15 protein-coding genes and 2 pseudogenes are annotated in these 20,011 nt (G+C 73.2%); 9 read left to right on the top strand and 8 right to left on the bottom strand.

Features of this window, described 5'->3' with window-relative positions:
* A pseudogene (locus FMEAI12_RS26515) lies at positions 1 to 1,217 on the bottom strand (SARP family transcriptional regulator); the annotation flags it as partial.
* Positions 1,218 to 1,622: 405 nt separating this feature from the next.
* On the opposite strand from FMEAI12_RS26515, the gene FMEAI12_RS26520 reads away from it, so the two are divergent.
* On the top strand, positions 1,623 to 2,333 hold the full coding sequence (locus tag FMEAI12_RS26520; protein ID WP_112108231.1) for a hypothetical protein: 711 nt from the start codon (positions 1,623 to 1,625) through the stop codon (positions 2,331 to 2,333).
* A 263-nt stretch (positions 2,334 to 2,596) separates the two neighbouring features.
* A complete protein-coding gene (locus tag FMEAI12_RS26525) occupies positions 2,597 to 2,998 on the top strand; it encodes a hypothetical protein (RefSeq protein ID WP_112108232.1) in 402 nt (133 codons plus the stop codon).
* A 123-nt stretch (positions 2,999 to 3,121) separates the two neighbouring features.
* Here the strand turns inward: FMEAI12_RS26525 and FMEAI12_RS26530 are convergent, their stop codons facing one another.
* Positions 3,122 to 3,778 carry a DUF2461 domain-containing protein gene (locus tag FMEAI12_RS26530; RefSeq protein ID WP_112108233.1) on the bottom strand — a complete coding sequence of 219 codons (657 nt, stop codon included), beginning with the start codon at positions 3,776 to 3,778 and terminating at the stop codon, positions 3,122 to 3,124.
* Between the two features lie 422 nt (positions 3,779 to 4,200).
* Here FMEAI12_RS26530 and FMEAI12_RS26535 point away from each other — a divergent pair, with 422 nt between their 5' ends.
* From FMEAI12_RS26535 to FMEAI12_RS26555, 5 genes are all read left to right on the top strand, one after another.
* On the top strand, positions 4,201 to 5,853 hold the full coding sequence (locus tag FMEAI12_RS26535) for a sensor histidine kinase KdpD (RefSeq protein WP_112108234.1): 1,653 nt from the start codon (positions 4,201 to 4,203) through the stop codon (positions 5,851 to 5,853).
* A 10-nt stretch (positions 5,854 to 5,863) separates the two neighbouring features.
* A complete protein-coding gene (locus tag FMEAI12_RS26540) occupies positions 5,864 to 6,307 on the top strand; it encodes a roadblock/LC7 domain-containing protein (protein ID WP_020462934.1) in 444 nt (147 codons plus the stop codon).
* Positions 6,308 to 6,402: 95 nt separating this feature from the next.
* Positions 6,403 to 6,786 carry a DUF742 domain-containing protein gene (locus FMEAI12_RS26545; RefSeq protein WP_112108239.1) on the top strand — a complete coding sequence of 128 codons (384 nt, stop codon included), beginning with the start codon at positions 6,403 to 6,405 and terminating at the stop codon, positions 6,784 to 6,786.
* 36 nt (positions 6,787 to 6,822) lie between these two features.
* Positions 6,823 to 7,437 carry an ATP/GTP-binding protein gene (locus FMEAI12_RS26550; protein ID WP_071062173.1) on the top strand — a complete coding sequence of 205 codons (615 nt, stop codon included), beginning with the start codon at positions 6,823 to 6,825 and terminating at the stop codon, positions 7,435 to 7,437.
* On the top strand, positions 7,430 to 8,656 hold the full coding sequence (locus FMEAI12_RS26555) for a styrene monooxygenase/indole monooxygenase family protein (protein WP_071062055.1): 1,227 nt from the start codon (positions 7,430 to 7,432) through the stop codon (positions 8,654 to 8,656). The genes FMEAI12_RS26550 and FMEAI12_RS26555 overlap by 8 nt, the downstream gene beginning before the upstream one ends.
* Positions 8,657 to 8,711: 55 nt before the next feature.
* Here FMEAI12_RS26555 and FMEAI12_RS26560 read toward each other — a convergent pair whose 3' ends face one another.
* The 3 genes from FMEAI12_RS26560 to FMEAI12_RS26570 form a co-directional block, all read right to left on the bottom strand.
* A complete protein-coding gene (locus FMEAI12_RS26560) occupies positions 8,712 to 9,098 on the bottom strand; it encodes a VOC family protein (protein WP_112108235.1) in 387 nt (128 codons plus the stop codon).
* Between the two features lie 16 nt (positions 9,099 to 9,114).
* A complete protein-coding gene (gene lpdA, locus FMEAI12_RS26565) occupies positions 9,115 to 10,515 on the bottom strand; it encodes a dihydrolipoyl dehydrogenase (RefSeq protein ID WP_071062052.1) in 1,401 nt (466 codons plus the stop codon).
* Between the two features lie 262 nt (positions 10,516 to 10,777).
* Positions 10,778 to 11,644, bottom strand: coding sequence for a helix-turn-helix domain-containing protein (locus tag FMEAI12_RS26570; RefSeq protein WP_112108236.1), 867 nt, complete (start codon positions 11,642 to 11,644; stop codon positions 10,778 to 10,780).
* A 103-nt stretch (positions 11,645 to 11,747) separates the two neighbouring features.
* On the opposite strand from FMEAI12_RS26570, the gene FMEAI12_RS26575 reads away from it, so the two are divergent.
* Positions 11,748 to 12,365 (top strand): NAD(P)H-dependent oxidoreductase, encoded by a 618-nt coding sequence (locus FMEAI12_RS26575; protein ID WP_112108237.1) that lies wholly within the window; start codon positions 11,748 to 11,750, stop codon positions 12,363 to 12,365.
* An 11-nt stretch (positions 12,366 to 12,376) separates the two neighbouring features.
* On the opposite strand, the gene FMEAI12_RS26580 is transcribed toward FMEAI12_RS26575, so the two are convergent.
* Positions 12,377 to 13,213 (bottom strand): cobalt-precorrin-6A reductase, encoded by an 837-nt coding sequence (locus FMEAI12_RS26580; RefSeq protein WP_112108238.1) that lies wholly within the window; start codon positions 13,211 to 13,213, stop codon positions 12,377 to 12,379.
* A gap of 657 nt (positions 13,214 to 13,870) precedes the next feature.
* On the opposite strand from FMEAI12_RS26580, the gene FMEAI12_RS26585 reads away from it, so the two are divergent.
* A complete protein-coding gene (locus FMEAI12_RS26585) occupies positions 13,871 to 16,738 on the top strand; it encodes a serine/threonine-protein kinase (RefSeq protein ID WP_235014560.1) in 2,868 nt (955 codons plus the stop codon).
* Here the strand turns inward: FMEAI12_RS26585 and FMEAI12_RS40200 are convergent.
* Both FMEAI12_RS40200 and FMEAI12_RS26595 read right to left on the bottom strand, forming a co-directional pair.
* Positions 16,725 to 18,725: a PP2C family protein-serine/threonine phosphatase gene (locus tag FMEAI12_RS40200; protein WP_368672110.1), complete on the bottom strand. Its 2,001-nt coding sequence runs from the start codon at positions 18,723 to 18,725 to the stop codon at positions 16,725 to 16,727. The genes FMEAI12_RS26585 and FMEAI12_RS40200 overlap by 14 nt on opposite strands.
* Positions 18,722 to 20,011: pseudogene (locus tag FMEAI12_RS26595) on the bottom strand (hypothetical protein); the annotation flags it as partial. The gene FMEAI12_RS40200 and the pseudogene FMEAI12_RS26595, both read right to left, overlap by 4 nt.

Raw genomic sequence — 20,011 nt, forward strand, 5'->3', positions numbered from 1 at the left:
GGTACGCCCGCTTCACCACCTTCGACCCCACAGGTGCCAGCGTAGCGGGCACGCCCGTCACACTGTCGTCGATGCGCTAACCCTGTCCTGAAGGACAGGGCCTGCGCGCTACGCATCTCGGTCACCCACTGGCCGGCAGCGATCATGTCGTCGGCGACCCTGGCCAGCGCCCGCGCCGCCACCGCGCGATCGTCGAACTCGAGCAGCATGGGGATCGCCCGTTCCGGAGCGCCCGCCCGCAGCAGTTCGAGCGCGGTGCCGCGCAGGATCTCGCGGTCCAGTGCCGCGTCCTCGGCCAGAGCCGCGGGCAGCGGAGCGCGCCAGACGGTGCGCAGTCGTGACCAGTCGCCGATCAACGGCTGGAACCACGGTCCGGCCAGCTCGGCGAGCTGATGCCGGTCCGCCTCCGGGAGGACGTACTCGACGTGCAGCAGCCGTGCGAGCATCCGACGGGCTCCCCCGGTGGCGCCCGCGAGGACGGCGCGGGCCAGCGAGGTGAGCACGCCGACGAGCGTCCGGCCGCGCAGAGCCTGGGCCAGATCACCGTCCGACAGCGTGGTGCGCGCGAACTCGACAGCGTGCCGGAGGGCCGCGGACCGGCCGAGGAGCGCCGCCGCGTGACGCCGCCGGAGTCCGAGCCCGCCGGGGAGCTCCACCTCCGACGGGTGCAGCCGGGCGTGCTCGGCCGGCGGCCGGCGGGCGTTCCCGAGCGCCTCGGTGCTCGGGAGCGCGTCGTGGCCGATCAGGACGCGGGGCGTCGCCTCGGACAGAGCGCCCAGAACATGGCCGCACGCGAGGCGTAACGACGGCCCGTGCGGATCGATCCGGTCTGCATGCTCCAGGACCAGCGCCGAATCGGGCGGGAGCCGCTCGGCCAGCTCCGCGCCGAGCCGCCGGAAGATGTCGTCCCACCCGTGCACCGGGCCCGGCCACGCCCGCACCCGCGTGAGCAGGGTGGCGCCGAACCCGGGAGCCCTGCGCCGCACCGCGGTGATCATCGTTGCCAGGAAGGTCGCCGGATCGCGGTCCTCGACGCCCAGCCGGAGCCAGACCGGTGTCCGGCCGACCGCCTCCAGCGCGGCCGCGAGCCCGTCGGTGAGCAGCGTGCCGGGTGGCGCGACAAACACGGTGACGCCGCCGGTCACCGCGTCGACAAACAAAGAATGCGCCGCCACCGGCTCAGCTCCGAGAGGTTCCAGCACCTTGCCCGCGAGCATGCATCCCCCATGCAGCCGACAGTGAAGACACCGTAAAGACAACGAAAGAACATCCACATCCATATCACCGTTCGGCCAGGAGGTGGTGAGGTCTGCGCCGGGCGCGCGGACAGCGCCACCAAATCCACCACTTCAGCCGTGGACGGCCGGCGAACCCCGGCTACGCGCAACCACACCGGGAGGCCGCCACCGCGGCACGGGTGGCACGAGCCCCAATACCACCTGCTCCACTACCCGCTCACCGTCTTCACCCCACCCAAGATCATCGAGATCTACGCCTAGGAGGTCACCGGGCGCGCCGGGCGCCCACCCCGCTCCGACGGAGGCCGCGCGCCCCGTGCCGGTGGCGCGCGGCCTCCCCGTCCCGGGGATCCCGTTCATGGAGGTGGACTGTGGAGGGCACCGATGGCACCTGACAGCGACGAGGCCCAGCGCGAGGAGAGCTTCGTGGTGCGCCTCCTCCTCGACTGCGACGGCGTCCGCAGCACCAGCGTGCAGCACGCACGCGAGAACACCCCGATGCGCTGGCCGGGCTGGAGGCCGTCCGAGGTGATCGCCTTCATCGAGGCTCGTGCCGGCCGGCTCGCCCCGACGGCTCCGGCCGGCGTCGACGCGGGCGGCCAGGCAGCACTCGGCACCGACGGCGCCCCCGACCCGCTCAGCATGTCGGGCCCGCTCAGCACATTGGACCCGCCCGCCGCCTTGGAACCGCTCAGCAGCTCGGAACCGCTCCCTGTGCGGCTCGGCGTTCAGGTCGAACCCGCCGGGCCTCGCCCAGGGGAACCGTTCACCGTCGCACTGTCGGTCGGCTTCGCCCCCGCCCGCCCGCTGCCCACCGGGCCGCTGGAGTACCACACCGTCGCAGGTGTCCGGCCCGGCGATGCCGCGCCCGGCGCCGCGGGGAGCGCCGAGCACGGGACCGCCCCGGGCGGGACGGTGCTCCGCGCCCAGGGACAGCTCTCCGCGCACGCCGCGGTCATCCGGCTGACCAGTCCGGGGCTGCCCACCGGGCGCCACCTGATCGATGCCGCCGTAAGCCTGCGGGTCGGAGGCGTCGGGCGTCCCGTCGGCCTCGCCACCGCCACTCAGGTCGTGCTCGAGGTCACGGACCGCTGAGGATCCGCACCCCTTCCCGCGCCGAGAGGAACAAGCCCCACGAAACCGGAGTCGAATACCGACACGGGGGCGCCCGTCACCCCGGTGGAGCATGAAAGCCGTTCGCGCCTTATCCTCGGCGATGTGACGGTGGCCTCGACCTGACCTTCTTTCGGCAGGCCGCTCGGGGCCATGCCGCGATTCGCGTGCGTCGCTACCGGCCCACTCCCGCGTTGCCGGGCAGAATTACCGAGCGACGGTCCACGACAGAAAGCGGGAACAACGTGGCAACGGTTACCGATGGCGTTTACCGGATCGGCCTTGACAACAATCAGTTTCTCACCGCGGAAGGCCGCGATCGCAGCGTTATTCTGCCCGAAAACGGACGCGGCCAGGAATGGGAGGTCCGACGCACGGATAATGACACATACACGATCCAGCAGACGTCCGACCAGCTTTTCCTCGGTTTCGACGGTGACCCTGACACGTTCGAGCTGGTGCGCCCGTTTCCGCAGCCTCGCGAGTGGCGGATCGAGCAGGGCCCCAGGCCGGGCTCCTTCGTCATCGGAGCCGTGGACAGCGACCTGACCGTCGGGCTGCACCCGGCACTCATCTATCCGCCGATGGTGGCGCTCTCGCCCATCTTCCGCCAGGACCAGGGGTGGAGGTTCCAGGCGGTCGACTAGGCCGGCCAGGCATCGGTCGGCAGCCCGGCCGACCGGCCCCGTGTGCACACCCGGATTCGGCGCGTGTGCACACGGGGAGCCCTCGGTGAGTGACCCCGGGTCGTTCTGATCGACAGCACGGGCTCACCGGGAACCGCGGCGGGCGGCGGGCAGGCGGGACGCGCCGACGTGGTCGTCGAGCCAGCCGGTCAGCCGGCGCGTCTCCCGCCAGCCCGCCGCCACGTGCTCGGCGCACTCCGGCTCGGCCAGCCACGGCGGCTCACCGAAGTCACGGGCCGCCGTGAGGGTCCGATGGCGCAGCAGCTCGATGCGTGGATGATCCGCGTCGTAGCCCCGCGGCCGGGTCTTGAGCGTCGTGCCCGAGACCTCGTACCCCGCCTCCCGCAGCTCGCGCACCAGCGCCTCGAGCCGCAGCCCCGTCCGGTCGTCGGCGACCGCGGCGCGCAGCCGCTCCACCTGGTCGGGCGCGGTCTGCCAGTAACCGGCCGCGATCATCAGCCCGCGCGCGGAGACCTGGACGTAGCCGCCCCGCTCGTTGTGGGCGCCGATCGCGGTCTTGTAGGGCGACTTGTCCTTCGAGAATCGAACGTCCCTGTGCGGACGGAAAACGTGCGGTGCGCCGAACTCCGGCTCGAGGGCGTCGAGCAGGGCGAGCATCGGGGCCCGGACGGCCTTCTCGTAGGTGTCGCGATGATCCGTCCAGTACGCCTTGCTGTTGTCGGCCTCGAGGCCCTCGAAGAAGATCAACGCTTCGACGGGGAAGCCTGTGAACTCGGGCATCGGCGCTCCTGGGCCGCGAACCGGCGGGACGCGCGCATCCTACGGCGGCCCACCGACAACTCGGCCGGACAGCGCGGCCGGACAGCACGGCCGGCCCGCACCGGGCCCCCGCGGCATCGCTATACCCCAACAGAGACCGATCGAGACCGGCAGGTCGGGGCAATTGTCAAAGAATTGTCCAAGGTCAGGAGCCTGCACACCCAGGACGGTGGGAGTTGGAAGACATCGGTCGTGGTCAAACGAGCACATCACGCGCCGGCGTGAATGAACCGAGAACAACGACACGCGGCATCCGGGCCGAGGCGCGCCGGCCGCGATGGGCACAGGTTGGACGCAAACCGGGGCGTCTGATTGCATAGCTCCCCGACGGGGGTTGGCAGAAGCGGGTGGAACCCGTACCCGACGAGAGCATGTGAGACGCGATGACGACGCGGGCACGAGACCTGCTCAACCGATCCCGCGCGCTCCTGGGTGGCTCCCGCGGCATAGCGGCCCAGCTGCGGGGTGGTGATCTCCCGACTCCCCTGCCCCGGCCGGAGCAGCCGGCCCCCGCCGGCCTCGTCAGGCGCCCCGCGGCCCATGGCGGAAGGTCCGCGCACGAGCCGTGGGTTCGGCCGGGAATCCCCGCGGCGGACGCCGGGGTGACGCGACAGGCCCGCCGCGGCGGCACCGGCATCAGCACCAGCGCCGCGGACCAGTCGGCCCACGCCATGCGGGCCGAGACGTCCCCGGCGGCCTCCCCGGCCAACGGGTCGGCCGTGACGGCGCCGCCCGCGGCCGAGGCGCTCTCCGCGATCTGCGCGGACGTGGCGCTGCGCGACCTCAACCTGGTCGACTCCCTGCTCTCGCAGCTCGAGGACATGGAGGCCAAGGAGGAGGACACCGACCGCCTCGCCGAGCTGTACCGGCTGGACCACCTCGCTACCCGGCTGCGCCGCAACGCCGAGAACCTGCGGGTGCTCGCGGGCCGTGACGCCGGTGACGCCTCGTCCGACACGGCCGCGCTGGTCGACGTCGTGCGCGCGGCGATGTCGTCCATCGACCACTACTCGCGGGTCACGATCGGCCGGGTGGTCCCGCTCGGTGTGGTCGGCTTCGCCGCCGAGGACGTCGGACGGCTGCTGGCAGAGCTGCTGGACAACGCGACCAAGTCGTCTCCCCCGACCGCGCCGGTACGGGTCGGCGTGCACCTCACGGAGCTGGGCAGCGCGCTGCTGCGGGTCGAGGACGAGGGCATCGGGCTCCCGCCGGACCGGCTGCGGCAGCTCAACGAGCGGCTGGCCGGCGATCCCGTCCTGGACGACGACGCGGTGCGCCACATGGGCCTGGCCGTGGTGCGCCGGCTCGCGATCCGCCACGACCTGCGGATCTGGCTCGATCGCCGCCACCCCCACGGGACGACCGCCTCGGTGCTCATCCCCTCCGCCCTGATCTGTGAACTGCCCGAGGGCAGCTGGTCGGGTACGCAGACCGTGGCGGTCCGCGGCGGCGACCCCGCCGCGCCGGGTCCGTCCGCGCGTCCCGCCGCGCGCGACGGTCAGCCGCGGGCGGACGTCCAGGGCCGGGGGCCGGGCGTGAAACGGTCCGGCAACGGAGCGGGCCACGTACGCGAATCCACGCTGTTCACCCGCGCGGGCAGCGCGTCGGCCAGGCCGGCGCCGGCGCCAGCGCCGAGCAAGGATGCGGCGACTCCAGCCACACCCCCCACGGCGGACTCCCTGATCGGCGGCACGACCGCGAGCGGTCTCCCCCGCCGGGTGTCGCGCAGCCTCAAGAACCCCGCCGGCGACGGCGCGCGCCCACCCGCTGCCACGGCACCCACAGCCACCATGCCCGTGGCAGCCGCCGTGCCCGCCGCGGCTCCCGCGCCGTCGACACCGACACCCGCCGCGGCGTCCACGGAAGACCGGGAAGACGCGACAGGCGCGGAAGGCGTCCCTCCCGCGGAGGAGGGCGGATCGACGGCCACACAGGCGCTTTCGGCCCGGGCCGCGGACCACGCGAGACTACTCGCGGATCTCGACGCCTTCAGCGAAGGCGAACGGATCGCCCACGAACACCAGCGAGAGGACTGAGGACATATCCGTGACGGATCAGACCAATCGCCAGCCGGACCACGACTTCAGCTGGCTGATCAATGACTTCGTCGGCAAGGTCCACGGCGTCACCCATGCCCTGATCCTCTCGTCCGACGGCCTGTCGCTCACCGCGTCCGACGGGGTGAGCTCGGCGGAGCGGGACCAGCTGGCGGCGATAGCCAGCGCGATGCTCAGCCTTGCCCGCAACAGCGCGACGCTGTTCGACCGCGGAACCTGCGAGCAGATCATCGTGCGGCTCAGCGGCGGCTACTTCCTGTTCATGAGCATCGACGAGGGAGCGGGACTCGCCGTGCTGACCGGACCGGACTGCGACATGAAGGTGGTCGGCTACGAGATGACGCAGTTCGTGCTGCACGCCGGCCACGCGCTCACCCCGGACCGGCGCGCGGACCTGCGCCGCGTCCTGGTCGGACGTCAGGTACCGAGCTGAGCCGGGCCAACACGGCGGATCACCGCACGGATGATCCGCCGCGGCGAACCAACGCACCGGACCAGGACGGGTGACGGACCAGAATCGTGAAGAGCATGCCTGAAGACTCCGCACAGAACGGACGGCCGAGGCGTGGCCCGCGCAGCAAGCGGATCCGCCCCTACGCCCTCACCGGGGGCCGGACGAGGGCCCGCCATCACCTGCTCGTCGAGACGCTGGTCTCGGTGCCGAGCTACGACCCGACGCTCAGCGAGACGCTGATGCCCGAGTCCAAGGCGCTGTACGAACGCGCCCGGGGGCAGCTGTCCATCGCCGAGCTCTCGGTGATGCTGTCGATCCCGCTCGGGGTGGTCCGCGTCCTGATCAGCGATCTGGCCGCGCAGGGAGCGATCCTCATCCACCCCACGGCCCACACCTACCACCACGATCGAAACGTGCTCGAAAGGATTCTCAGTGGCCTGCGGGAGCTCCCGGTCTGACGCACCTCCGGACCCGGACGGCGGTGCGGGGTGGACATGATCCCGACCGACGCCGACGGACTTGACCCCGCCACGGCGATCTCCGCGAAGATCGTGATCGCGGGCGGGTTCGGAGTGGGGAAGACGACGCTGGTCAGGTCGATCTCGGAGGTGCCTCCGCTCAACACGGAGGCGTGGATGACCGAGGCCAGCGAAGGCATCGACGACCTGTCGATGAGCGGTGCGAAGAGCACGACGACGGTCGCGATGGACTTCGGCCGGATCTCGCTGTTCCCGGATCTGGTGCTGTACCTGTTCGGCACCCCGGGCCAGCCCCGTTTCTGGTTTCTCTGGGACGACCTGTCCCGCGGCGCGCTGGGCGCGGTCGTTCTCGTCGACAGCCGCCGCCTCGACCAGTCCTTCGCCGCGCTGAACTACTTCGAGAACGATTCGACGGTCCCGTACATCGTCGCCGTCAATCGTTTCGAGGGAAAGCTGTGGCACGACGTCGACGAGGTCCGGGAGGCGCTCGCGTTGCGCCCGGACATCCCGCTCGTCACCTGCGACGCCCGCGAGACGGCCTCGACGGCCCAGGTGCTGCGGGATCTGGTTGTTCACACGATGTCACTGGCCCAGGTCCCGGAACCCAGGAGGACACGGACGCATGCGTAAGATCCTGATCGTCGGCGCGGGCCAGTCGGGCCTGCAGCTGGCCCTGACCCTGCGCGAGCACGACTACGACGTGACGGTGATGTCCGCGCGCTCCCCCGAGGAGATCCGCCGGGGCCGGGTCATGTCGACCCAGGCGATGTTCCACAGCGCGCTGCAGACCGAGCGCGACCACGGGCTCAACCTCTGGGAGGCCGACACCGTCCGCATCGAGGGCCTCGGGCTGTCCATTGCGGGGCCGGACGGCAGCCGGCCTCTCGACTGGTTCGCCCCGCTGGACCACTACGCGCAGTCGGTCGACCAGCGGGTCAAGATGGCCGGCTGGGCCGAGCTGTTCGAGGAGCGCGGCGGCAAGCTCATCCTGCACGGTGTCACCACGGCCGACCTGAACGGGCTCGCCGAGCTCTACGACCTCGTCGTGGTCGCCGCCGGCAAGGGCGAGCTGGTCGGCCTGTTCGACCGCGACGCAGCCCGCTCGCCGTACACCTCACCCCAGCGCGCGCTGTCGCTCGCGTACGTGCACGGCCTGGCGCCCAGGCCGGAGCATCCCACCGCGCCGGGCGTGCGATTCAACATCATCCCCGGCGTCGGCGAGCTGTTCATGATCCCGGCCTACACGCTGAGCGGGAACTGCGACATCCTCTTCTTCGAGGGCATCCCGGGCGGTCCGCTGGACTGCTGGGACGACCACCCGAAGCCCGACGAGCACCTGCGCCGCATCCTGGACCTCATCGAGCGGTTCCTGCCCTGGGAGTACGAGCGCTGCGCGAAGGTCGAGCTCACCGACGCCCACGCGACCCTCTCCGGCGGGTACACGCCCGTCGTGCGGCGGCCGGTGGGCAACCTGCCGTCGGGCGGGGCGGTGCTCGGGATGGCCGACGTCGTCGTGGCGAACGACCCGATCACCGGCCAGGGCTCGAACAACGCCGCGAAGTGCGCCGCCTCCTACCTGGACAGCATTCTCGAGCACGGTGCCAAGCCGTTCGACCAGGCGTGGATGCAGGCCGCCTTCGACCGCTACTGGGCGAGCGCGCAGGACGTCACGGTCTGGACGAACGCCCTGCTGCAGCCCCCGCCGCCGCACGTGCAGCAGATCCTCGGCGCCGCGCAGGCGAACCCCACGGTCGCCCGGCGGTTCGTGAACGGCTTCGACAATCCGTCGGACTTCCAGGACTGGTTCCTCGACCCGGAGAAGGCGGCGGCCTACCTGGCCTCCGCCTGAGCCCGCGGGGAGACCCGCCGGGGCTGGCTCCGGCCGGCCCCGGCGCTGTCAGCTGTCAGCGATGCTGAACGATCTGGATGAGGTTCCCGCAGGTGTCGTCGAGGACGGCGGTGGTGACCGGCCCCATCTCCAACGGCTCCTGGGTGAAGCGGACTCCGAGGGCGCGCAGGCGGCCGACCTCGGCGTGGACGTCGTCGACGGCGAACGCCGTGTACGGGATGCCGTCGGCGACGAGCGCGTCCTTGAACGGGCGGGCGGCGGGGTGCGCGTCCGGCTCCAGCAGCAGCTCGACGCCTTCGGGGCCGTCCGGGGAGACGACCGTGAGCCAGCGGTGCTCGCCCAACGGCACCTCGGTCTTCTTCACGAAGCCGAGTACCTCGGTATAGAAGCGCAGCGCCTTGTCCTGGTCGTCGACCAGGACGCTGGTCAGGTTGATCCTCATCGCCGCTCCCCGACTGTCAGAGGTTGATCATGTGGCCGGCGAGGCCGTGGATCGCCTCCTGCAACGCCTCGCTCAGCGTCGGGTGGGTGTGCACGTTGCGGGCGAGCTCGAGCGCGGTGAGGTCCCATTTCTGGGCCAGCGTCAGCTCGGGCAGCAGCTCGGAGACGTCCGGGCCGATCAGGTGGCCACCGAGCAGCTCGCCGTACTTCGTGTCGGAGATCAGCTTGACGAAGCCGTTCGGGTCGCCCAGGCCGTGGGCCTTGCCGTTCGCGGTGAACGGGAACTTGGCCACCTTGATGTCATGGCCCTCCTCCCGCGCCTGCGCCTCGGTGAGACCGAAGCTGGCCACCTGCGGCTGGCAGAACGTGGCCCGCGGCATCATCCGATAGTCACCGAGCGTCACCGTCTCCGCACCGGCAATGGTCTCGGACGCGACGACGCCCTGTGCCTCGGCGACATGCGCCAGCATGAGCTTCGCCGTCACGTCGCCGATGGCGTAGATGTGCTCGACGTTGGTGCGCATGTGGTCGTCGATCGCGATCGCGCCGCGGTCGGTGAGCGCCACGCCGGTGTTCTCCAGGCCGAAGCCCTCGACGTTGGGCGCGAACCCGATGGACATGAGGACCTTGTCCACCTCGAGCGAGCCCCGGGCGCCGTCCTTGCCGGTGTACTCGACGGTCACCGAGGAGCCGTTGTCCGTCACCGTCTCGACCTTGGTCGAGGTCAGGATCGGCACGCCGAGCTTCTTGTACTGGCGGACGATCTCCTTGGAGACGTCGGCGTCCTCGTTCGGCAGCGCGCGGTCGAGGAACTCGATGATCGTGACGTCCACGCCGTAGTTGCGCAGGACGTAGGCGAACTCCATGCCGATCGCCCCGGCGCCGACGATCGCCATCGACCGCGGCAGCTCGCGGGTGAGGATCTGCGTCTCGTAGGTGACGATGTTGTCGGAGAGCTCGACGCCGGGCAGCAGCCGGACCCGGGAACCCGTCGCGATGATCGCGTGGTCGAAGCTCACCTGGTCGGTGCCGCCGGCGGAGAGCGCGACGTCCAGGGTGTTCGGGTCACGGAAGGTACCGCGGCCGGTGAACTCGGTGATCTTGTTCTTCTTCATCAGGAAGTGCACGCCCTTGACGCGCCCCTCGGCGACCTGGCGGCTGCGGTCGAAGGCGGCGCCGAAGTCGAAGCTCACCTCGCCGGAGATACCGAAGGTCTTCGCCTCGTGGGCGAACAGGTGCGCGAGCTCGGCGTTGCGCAGCAACGCCTTCGAGGGGATGCACCCGACGTTCAGGCAGACGCCGCCCCAGTACTTCTCCTCGACGACCGCGACCGACAGCCCGAGCTGGGCCGCCCGGATCGCCGCGACGTAGCCGCCAGGACCTCCACCTAGGACGACGAGATCAAAGTGCGCTGCCATAGGTCCACCCTACGATCAGTCAGGACGCCGATTCGCGGCGCGGTGCGGAGACTTCAACCACGCATGCTGCCAGCGTCATTCCGCCTCGCCCACAGGTGGGCGCGCCAGGCCGGCCGGCCATGTCCGGCACTCCCCGTGCCGCGGCGGCGGATGCGCGCCGGAGCAGTAGGTGCGCACAGAGCGGACGGACGCTTTCCAGGATCACACGGATGCCACCGGTGCCGCGGATTTCGGCCCGGCGGTCACCGGCCGCCCGCGTGGCTCAGCCGGGCACCGCGCGCAGCGGGGATCGTCCAACCCGGAGCCGGTCCAGGGCGGCGGCGGTCGGTGCGTCCGCCGGTAGTTGCACGACGAGTCGCAGGTCGTCGTCGGTGGGCAGCTCCAGCGTCTCGAAGGCCAGTCGCAGCTCGCCCGCCTCGGGATGGGCGAGGCGGGTGACGCCGCTGGCCGCGGGCAGGCCCGGCACCGAGGCGACGCGCCCGGCGAAGGCCGCGCCGGCGGTGACGGTCAGCTCGTCGGCGAGCGCCGCGACGAAACGGTCCGCCAGGAAGGGGCCCTGCTTGAGTGCGGCCACCTGGTCGTCCGCGACCTGGCCCCAGTCGGGCCAGGCCCGGCGCGCCCGCTCGTCGGTGAAGACGAAGCGGGCCAGGTTCGGCACGGCGCCGGAGCGCGGGGAGCCGTCCAGCAGGCCGATCGGACGGGCGAGCCGCTCGTAGGCCGGGGTGTAGGCGAGCACGTCGCTCACCCGGTTGAGCAGCACCGCGGCGGCCGGTTCGAGGTGCGCCAACAGCGCCCGCACGGTCGGGCGCACCGCACGGGCCGGCGCCGCGCCCACCCCGCAGGTGAATCCGCCCTCGGCTCCCTTGCTGAGCCGGTGCAGGTGGACCCGCTCGCGCGGGGTGAGGCGCAGCGTGTCGGCGAGGGTGGCCAGCACCGCGGCGGAGGGCCGGCGATCACGGCCCTGCTCGAGGCGCGTCACGTACTCCACGCTGACACCGGCGAGCGTCGCCAGCTCGGAGCGGCGCAGCCCGGGGGTGCGCCGGCGGGGGCCGACCGGCAGGCCGACGTCCGACGGGTGGACGGCCTCGCGCCGGGCCCGCAGGAAGAGACCCAGTTCGTTGCCGGCCATGGTTACGACCGTAACCCACCGCGACGGACGGATCGTGGCCCTCTCACTACCAGCCTCCGGCCGGCCTTCCCGGCACCGGCCGCGGCGCGCCACCGTGGGCGGCATGCCCGAAGACACCCTCAACCTCGCTGTGATCATCGGAAGCGTCCGGGAGGGCCGGTTCGGCCCGGTGGTCGCGCGGTGGTTCGTCGAGCAGGCCGAAGCGCACGGCGGATTCGCCGTCGACCTGATCGACCTCGCCGACACCCCGCTCCCGCTCGCGCTGCCGGCGGTGCCGCCGGCGCTCGCGCCGGACCTCGCCCGCCCCCCCGCCATGGCGGAGCTGAGCCGGCGGGTCGCGGCGGCGGACGCCTACGTCGTCGTGACGCCCGACTACAACCGCAGCTATCCGGCGTCGCTCAAGGCGGCCATCGACTGGTACCACCTGGAGTGGCGGGCCAAGGCGATCGGGTTCGTCGGGTACAGCGGGGCCAGCGGCGGCCTGCTCGCCATCGAGCACCTGCGGCAGGTGTTCGGCGAGCTGCACGCGCACACCGTGCGCCACTACGTCTCGTTCCCGCGGTACTACCAGCTGTTCGACGCCACCGGGACGCTCACCGACCCGCAGGAGCCCGCCGAGGCCGCGAAGATCCTGCTGGACGAGCTCCAGTGGTGGGGCGAGGTCCTGCGCGACGCCCGGCTGACGCGGCCGCTCGGGCTGGTTCCCGCGGCTCGCTCGTAGCCGCGGGCATGTCAGCGCAGCTCGTCGGTGACCCAGCTGACCGCGGCGGACGGCGTGGCCACGACCCGGGCCTGCCGGGGCAGCGGCGGCCGGTCGACCATCACGACCGGCAGCCGGAGCCGGCGCGCGGCCACCAGCTTGGCCGCCGTCAGCGAGCCGCCGCTGTCCTTGGTGACGACGGTGTCGACCTCGTGGCGGCGCAGCAGCGCGGTCTCCGCATCCACGGTGAAGGGGCCGCGGTCGAGCAGGACGCGCAGCCGTCGCGGGACCGGCCCCGGCGGCGGTTCGACGGATCGCGCCAGGAACCAGTGGTCGAGCCCGGCGAAGGCGGCGACCCCGGAACGGCCCACAGTGAGGAACACCCGGCGACCGCGCCGCTCTCCGGGCTTGCCGGGCTCGCCCGGTTCACCGAGTTCACCGGGATCGCTGGGATCACTGGGCCCGCCGGGGCGGCCAGCGGCGAGCAGCGCGGCCGCCGCGGGCAGCGACGGCACCCGCCGCCAGTCGTCGCCGTCGCTCTCCGTCCAGCCGGGACGGCGCACCACCAGCAGCGGCACGCCGGTCGCGGCGCATGCGGCGACCGCCGCCGCCGTGATCCGCGCCGCGAAGGGATGGGTCGCGTCGACCACCGCGGCCACGTCATGTTCCCGCAGGAACTCGACCAGGCCGTCCGGGCCACCGAACCCACCGCTGCGGACGGTGGCCCCCGCCGGCACCGTCGACGCTGTCGGGGGCCACAGCCGGCCGGCGAGGGAGTAGACCACGTCGAGATCCGCGCGGTCGGCGAGGGCGGCGGCGAGCCGCCGGGCCTCGGCGGTCCCGCCCAACAGCAGCACGCGCCGGGTCATCGGCCGGCACCCGGCCGGCGTGCCCCGAGTGCTCGGTAGGGACCGGCCGGCTGCACAGCGCCAGTCTCCCCCATCCGCCCGTCTCATCAGCTCCGCTCCGCCCCATCAGCTCCGCCTCGTCTCGTCCGCTCCGTTCTGCAGGCCGTTCTTCACGGCCGCGCCTCCTCCCTTCCTCCCGGGTCGCCCGGTCGTCTTTCCCTGGTATTCGATCTCGCCTCTGCTGTCTCTCCGTGTGGTTCCTGGTGCCGTGCGCATCCGGGCATGCGCGAGGTCGCGCCGTCCGGCATTGGCGGGCTCGCGGGTTCTCACCCATCTGGGCGATGCGGCGGGCCGTCGGACGCGCGGCCGGGTGCCGTCCGGATACCGACCAGGTGCCGACCGGTGGGCGCCGCTGCGGCCATCCGGCACCCGCCGCTTCGACTCCGTGCAGGTCATGGGACTGAAAGCCGTCAAACCGCGGCCGTCAAGTAGGCCGTAACGCGATCCACACGAGCGCACGGTCACACCCCGACCGGACCCAGACCACCCGCCCGAACAGGCGGTTGGCACGGTAGCCACCCATAAGATGCACGTGACTGCCTTAAACCCATTTCTTACGACATGGTCGTTCTTCCGACATGGTCGATTCGATTTGGGCGCGGCCCCGGGAGGGGGACGATGAGCGACACTCCGCAGAGCGCGGTCGGGGTGGGTCCAGGCGAGCCGGCAGCGCCCGCCAGTCGGATCGAACCCGTGCGCGATGCGGTGTTTACCCCGCTGACGCCGCACGATCCACACAGCGTGAGCCGATATCTGCTGCGAGCCCGGATCGGCGAAGGCGGCATGGGCGCGGTGTACCTGTCGTACACCCCCGGCGGACGTCCGATCGCCCTCAAGGTGGCCCGCCCGGAACTCGCGGCGGACCCCGACTTCCGCAGCCGGTTCTCGAAAGAGGTCGCGATCGCGCGGCGGGTCCAGGGGCCCTACACCGTTCCTGTGATCGACGCTGATCCCGAGGCCCTGCGCCCGTGGATCGCCACAGCCTATGTCGCCGCCCCCTCGCTGGCGGTCGCCGTGGTGCGCCAGGGCGCGCTCCCGTCGGCGACCGTGCTGATGCTGATCGCGGGCGTGGCCGAGGCACTGCAGTCCATACACCGGGCGGGTGTGATCCACCGCGACCTGAAGCCCGGCAACGTCATCCTGGCCGACGACGGGCCGCGCGTCATTGATTTCGGTGTGGCCCGCGCCATCGAGACATCGACCGCGGCCATGACCCAAACGGGTGTACGCATAGGAACACCCGCATTCATGTCACCGGAACAGGTCCGGGGAAAGCAGATCGACGCCGCGGGCGATGTCTTCGCACTCGGCTCGACCGCCTATTACGCCCTGACCGGACGTCCCCCGTTCGGGTCAGATGCCGCGGTGTTCCACCGCATCGAGCACCAACAGCCCGACTGGGACCACTGCCCGGACAACGTGCGGGAGGTACTCGCCCGTTGCCTCGCGAAGGACCCGGCGGAGCGGCCGACGTCCACGCAGGTCATCGAGCTGTGCCGATCCGCGATCACCGACGACCTGTACCTGCAGACCGGCGGCGGATGGCTGCCGCCCACGGTCGCGGCCGAGGTCACCCGGTACCGGATCTCCACGGTGCCCTCGCCGACCGCGAGCATGTCGGCGGTCCCGCCACCCACGTTCCAGTCGGCGCCGACGGGCGCGCCCGACGCGATGGACGCGCTGGGCACGCCGTTCCCGAGCGAGCCGAGCGACAACGTCGCCGCCCCCCACTCGGCGTCGTCCTACTCGTCGGCGTCGATCACCCACATCGCGCGTGCCCCTCATCCGCCCCATGCGCTCAACGCGGGGAACTCCCCGCGGGCCCTCAACGCGGCCCGCCAGCCACGGGCCCTGTGCGCACCCCGCGTCCCCCGCGCGATCGGGGCGGCGAGCGTCGCCGCCGGCGGCGGCGCGGCCGGCGGCGCACAAGCCCTGGCCGGCCCACCGGCCGGTGGCTCCGGTGGCCTCAGCGGCCCTGGTAGCCCTGGCGGTGCCGGTGGTCCTGGCGGCCCTGGTAGCCGTCGCGGCGCCGGTGGCCCTGAGTCATCCGGCGCACCCGGCTCGCCGGGCGCGGCCGGTGCGTCCGACGAGCCCGGGAGGCTCGACGCCGCGGGTGCCGCGGCCGGTTACGACACCTCCGGTGGACTCGGAACGCCCGCCCCCAGTCCCGAGGACGGCGCGGGTATGCCGGAGTCCGTCGCGAACGGGATGAACGGTGCGCAGGCCGCGTTCGGGTCGTCCGCGGTTCGCGGCGCCCTCGCGGCCGCCGGCCCCTCCGCCCCCGCGAACGCTCCGGCTCAGCCATCCGGCAGATCCACACCGGACGGCCCTGCCGAGCCGAGCGCTCCCGCGGGGCCGAGCGCTCCCGCGGGGCCGGGCAAGGCCACCGGATCTCCGGGCACCGGCTCCTCCGGCCCGGCGGGTTCCCCCAGGCTCACGGACTCCCGCGGGCCCGGGCCCGCGGGCTCCGGCGGACTCACGGGTTCCGGCGGTTCCGGCGGTTCCGCGGCGCCGGGCGGATCCGCACCCCGGGCCGCCGCGGGCTCAGCTTTCCCTGGTTTGGCCCCGTCCCCGGGCTCGCCGGGTTCCGCCGGCGCCGCCGGCGCCCCCGGCCCAGCCGGGACCACCGACTCATCCGGCCCGGCCGCCCCAGGCGAGCAGGCCACGCCGCGGAACGCACAGGACTCCCAGGACTCCCAGAACGCTCGGGACTCCGGGGGCGAGCGGGGTGCCGGGGGCGCGTCCGGGTCAGCCGGGTCGGACGGGCCACGGCAGGCCGGTGACCCCGCGTCCCCGTCCGACTCGGGCGACGGCGACCCGTCCGGGGCCCGCCGCCGCGGCCGCCGTCGGCGTCGCCGCCTGGTGACCGTCGTGCTGGCCCTGCTCGTCACCGTCAGCGCGGTGTTCTTCTGGCTGGCCTCCAAGCCGGCTGGCGGCGAGCCCGTCGCGCTCGTGGTCACCCCGTCGCAGGACGTCGGTACGGACGGTCCGGGCTCCCCCGAAGCGTCGCCGGGCGCCATCCGCCGGGAGTCGAGGACGACGCCGAGGGCTGCCGAAGCCTCGCCCACGGCCACGCCGACGCCGACCGCGGCCCCCGCCCCGAAGCCGGCGACCGGCGAGACCCCGCGGGCGGCACCCGTCGCCCCGCGGGTCTCCCCCACGCCCACTCAGCGGCTCAGCTGCCCCGCCAAACCCGCCACCAGGGCCAACGGTGACGGGACCGGTGTCCTGATCAACGCGAGCGTCCTGCGAGAGGGCCCGGCGGACACCTGCGGAGCGGTCGTGACGCTCGTGCGGGGCCGGAAGTTCTGGCTGTGGTGCAACGTCGTGACGAAGACCAACGACACGTGGTGGTGGGCACGCCTCGACGGGACCGAGACCTACGGCTGGGTCCGGGACGACGACATGAAGGTCGACTACACGGACGACGACGGCGACGGCGAGGTCCTCGTCTACAGCTGCGACGGCAAGGTCACCAAGAAGTAGGCCGGACGGGATCCGCGAGGTCAGCGGCCGCCGGGCGGCGCCCCGATACCGGAGACCCGGGCCCCAGGACCTCCGCCACCAGCAGCGCGACGTCGTCGGTGAGCGCCGAGCCCGTCCACTCCCGGACCCGGGCGACAAGATCGCCCAAGCAGTTGTCGAGGGTGGCGGGCCGGGCCAGCGCCGCGCCCACGGCCGGTAACAGCGGGAAGAACTCCCCCGACCCGGGATGGCGGGCCTCGGCGATGCCATCGGTGTAGAGCAGCACCCGGCCCCCGGGCTCGATCACGATCGAGGTGCTGTCGGCCCCGCCGACCAGAAGCCCGAGCGGCGGCCGCCTGCTGACCGCGGTCAGCGGTCGCGCGGACGTCCGGCGTACCAGGATCGGATCGGGGTGCCCGGCGTTGACCATGTCCATCCGGTCGCCGCGGATCTGCACGACGACGGCGGTGACGAAGTCGTCCAGGCCGCTGATCTCGGCGACCTCCCGGTCCAGGTCGATCAGGACGGCGCCGAGATCCGGGCGGAGCCGGGCGACGACCCGGAAGCAGCCGAGCACCCGACTGGCGATCCCGACCGCGTCCAGGCCCTTGCCGCGCACATCACCGATCAGCAGCCGGGTGCCCCACGGGCTGTCCACCACCTCGTAGAGATCACCGCCCACCATCGCCGCCAGCGGGGCTCCCCGCACCGCCCACCTGGCGATCAGGCGGCGTGCCCGCGGCCCACGCCCCTGCTGATCTGCCCCCCGGGGCGCGGCATCCGGCCCGCGTTCCGTCCCGGTCCCGGGCTCGGGCTCGGCGCCGGTGCGACGCTCGGCTCCGGCGATCGCGAGGACGAGGGCGCCGGTCACCGGTAGCGACCAGCCGCCCACACCGTCCAGCAGCAGGTCCTCCCAGATGAAGCCGAGGGTCGCCGGGAACCCGATCGACGTCAGCCCGAACAGCAGGAACGCGACGGCGAGCCGCGGCGTGCGGGCGAAGCAGCCACCCGGGCCGGTCAGGAGCATCGGGCCCCGCCGGGCCTCGGTCGCCGCGGCGATCATCGTCGCACCGCCCGCGGCGACGGCGCCGACCTGCCAGGCCAGGACGGCCCCCGACCGCGCCGGCTCGGACCCGATGAGAACTCCGCAGCTCACGATGCCGGAGAGCACCAGGCCGACCTGAGCCAGCGCGGACCGGACGTCCCGGGCGACGAGCCCGAGTCCGGCGCCCAGCAGGGCGGTCGCCGCGGCCGCGGCGACGACCCAGCCGCGGTCCGGCACGGCCCGTCCGACCTCGGGGAGCAGCAGAACGCCCGCGGGCCCGGCGGCGAAGGCGACGACCAGCCCGGCTGGGGCCGTCCGGGCGAAGGGCTCGAACCACAGGTGCAGTGGCAGTAGGCACTGGCGGACACCAACACCGGCCACGAGCAGCAGTGCGGCCGCTGTGCCGCCGAGCCCGTCGGCCAGGAGCAGCCCGGCGGCGCAGGCCCCGACTCCCACGAAGTGGTGCAGGGCGAACAGCCGGGTCGGGCCGCGGCCGGGGGCGCGCTCACGCATTTCCCGCCACACGACGCAGGCCGAAAGCGCCCACGAGATCACAGCCGCGACCGGATCAGCCACCGCCGTCGCCGCCGCGCCGCAGGCGAGAACGAGCATGATCCGCGCGAATGTCGCCTGGTCGTGAGAGGCGACCGCCCGCGCGTCGCCATGCGTTGCAGCGGTCAGGGGTGGGGTGATCGGGGCCAGTGCGGTGGCGCCGAGACCGGCCAGGCAGGTCACGAACGGCATCCACCACCCGGACCCGGGGGCGAGCAGGCCCACCTGGTGGCCGTCGGGCCACCCGGTCCAGCGGGTGCCGGCCATCGTCGCGGCGACGCCGAGGGCCGTGACGGTGACGCACCCGGCCGCGGCGGCCCGGGCGGCCAGAGGGTCCGGCGCCCGCCGCGCCGCCACCGAGCCGGCGAGCAGGAAGGCGGCCGCGACGAACGGGACGACCGCGACGGTCACCAGGGCCCTCCTCCCCGGGGGCGGACGGGGCGGACATCCGCGGGGAACCGGGGCCGGTCCTCCTGGTGGCGCCAACGCGAGGCGCCGACGGTGGGCGAACCGTTCCTGGTGCGGAGGCGGTGCGTGGCGGGATCGTCGTCCCGGCGCGCCAGACCGCCCGGCCCCGGCCTCTCCGGCGCCTCCGGGCCCCGAGTCGCCTCCGGACCGTCGACCGTCTCCGGACCCCCGGGTGTCTCCGGACCGTTGACCGCGTCCGGACCGTCGGTCGCCTCCCGGCCGTCGACGGCCTCCGGACCATCGACCGTTTCCGCGACGTCGGCAGTCCCTGGACCGTCGACCGCCTCCGGGGCGTCCGCCGTACCCACGACATCTACCGCCGGATCGCCAACCGTGCCCGGATCGTCCACAGCCTCCGGAGCGTCGGCCGTCTCCAGACCATCGACTGGACCCGGGCCGGTGACTGGGCTTCGGTCGCTCACCGAGCCCCGGTCGTCGGCCGCGCCCGGCCGATCGTGCTCGTCGGGGGCCCCGTCCGAGGGTGCGGCCGACCGCGCGGTACCCGACAGCGCGGCATCCGACGGCGCGGCGCCTGGTGCGAGGTCGTCAGCCGCCGGGCGCGGGCCCGGCAGCCAGGGCGGTGCGGACGGTTCCGCATGGCGCGAAGGCGCCCCGGGACGGGACACCGCCGGCGGTAGGGCCTGGTCGGGAAGCTTGCGCAGGTTCGGTAGCCGGGACGAGGCCGCCGGCCGGGTCACCGGCGCAGACTCCTCGGCAGGCCCGCTGTGCTCCCCCGCCCCGGGGCACGCCGGATCCTCGGCGATCTCGGCGATCTCGGCACTGCCGGCGCTGCCGGCGGTCTCGGCCGCGGCGGGGGCCTCCTGCAGACCCGAGGCCTCCGCCACCTCAGCGACCTCCGCACCGGCAGCAGGCTCCGCCGTCTCCCCGACGATCGGCCGGGTCGTCAGGGCGGCCTCGCCCGGGACCGCGTTGTCCGTGCCGCACGGGTCAGGCCCGCACGGGTCAGGGCCGTAGAAGTCCAGGGCGTAGGAGTCGGCGCCGTAAGGCCCGGATCCGTGCCGGGCCCTGGGGTCGGCCGCGGGACGGCGCTCCGGTTCCGCGGGCGCGGCCCCAGCCCCGGCCGGCGGCTCCGCCCGCGTGTCGGCAGGCTGCCGCGGCCGGGCCCCGGCCGGGAGGTCCCCGGCGGCCCTGGCGGAGGCATCGCCGGTGGGGCTGGCCGGGACGTCCTCGACGGGCTTGATCGGGCCTGTCAGTGGCCGCATCGGGGG

The organism is Parafrankia sp. Ea1.12, assembly GCF_900465275.1.
Taxonomy (GTDB): Bacteria; Actinomycetota; Actinomycetes; order Frankiales; family Frankiaceae; genus Parafrankia; species Parafrankia soli.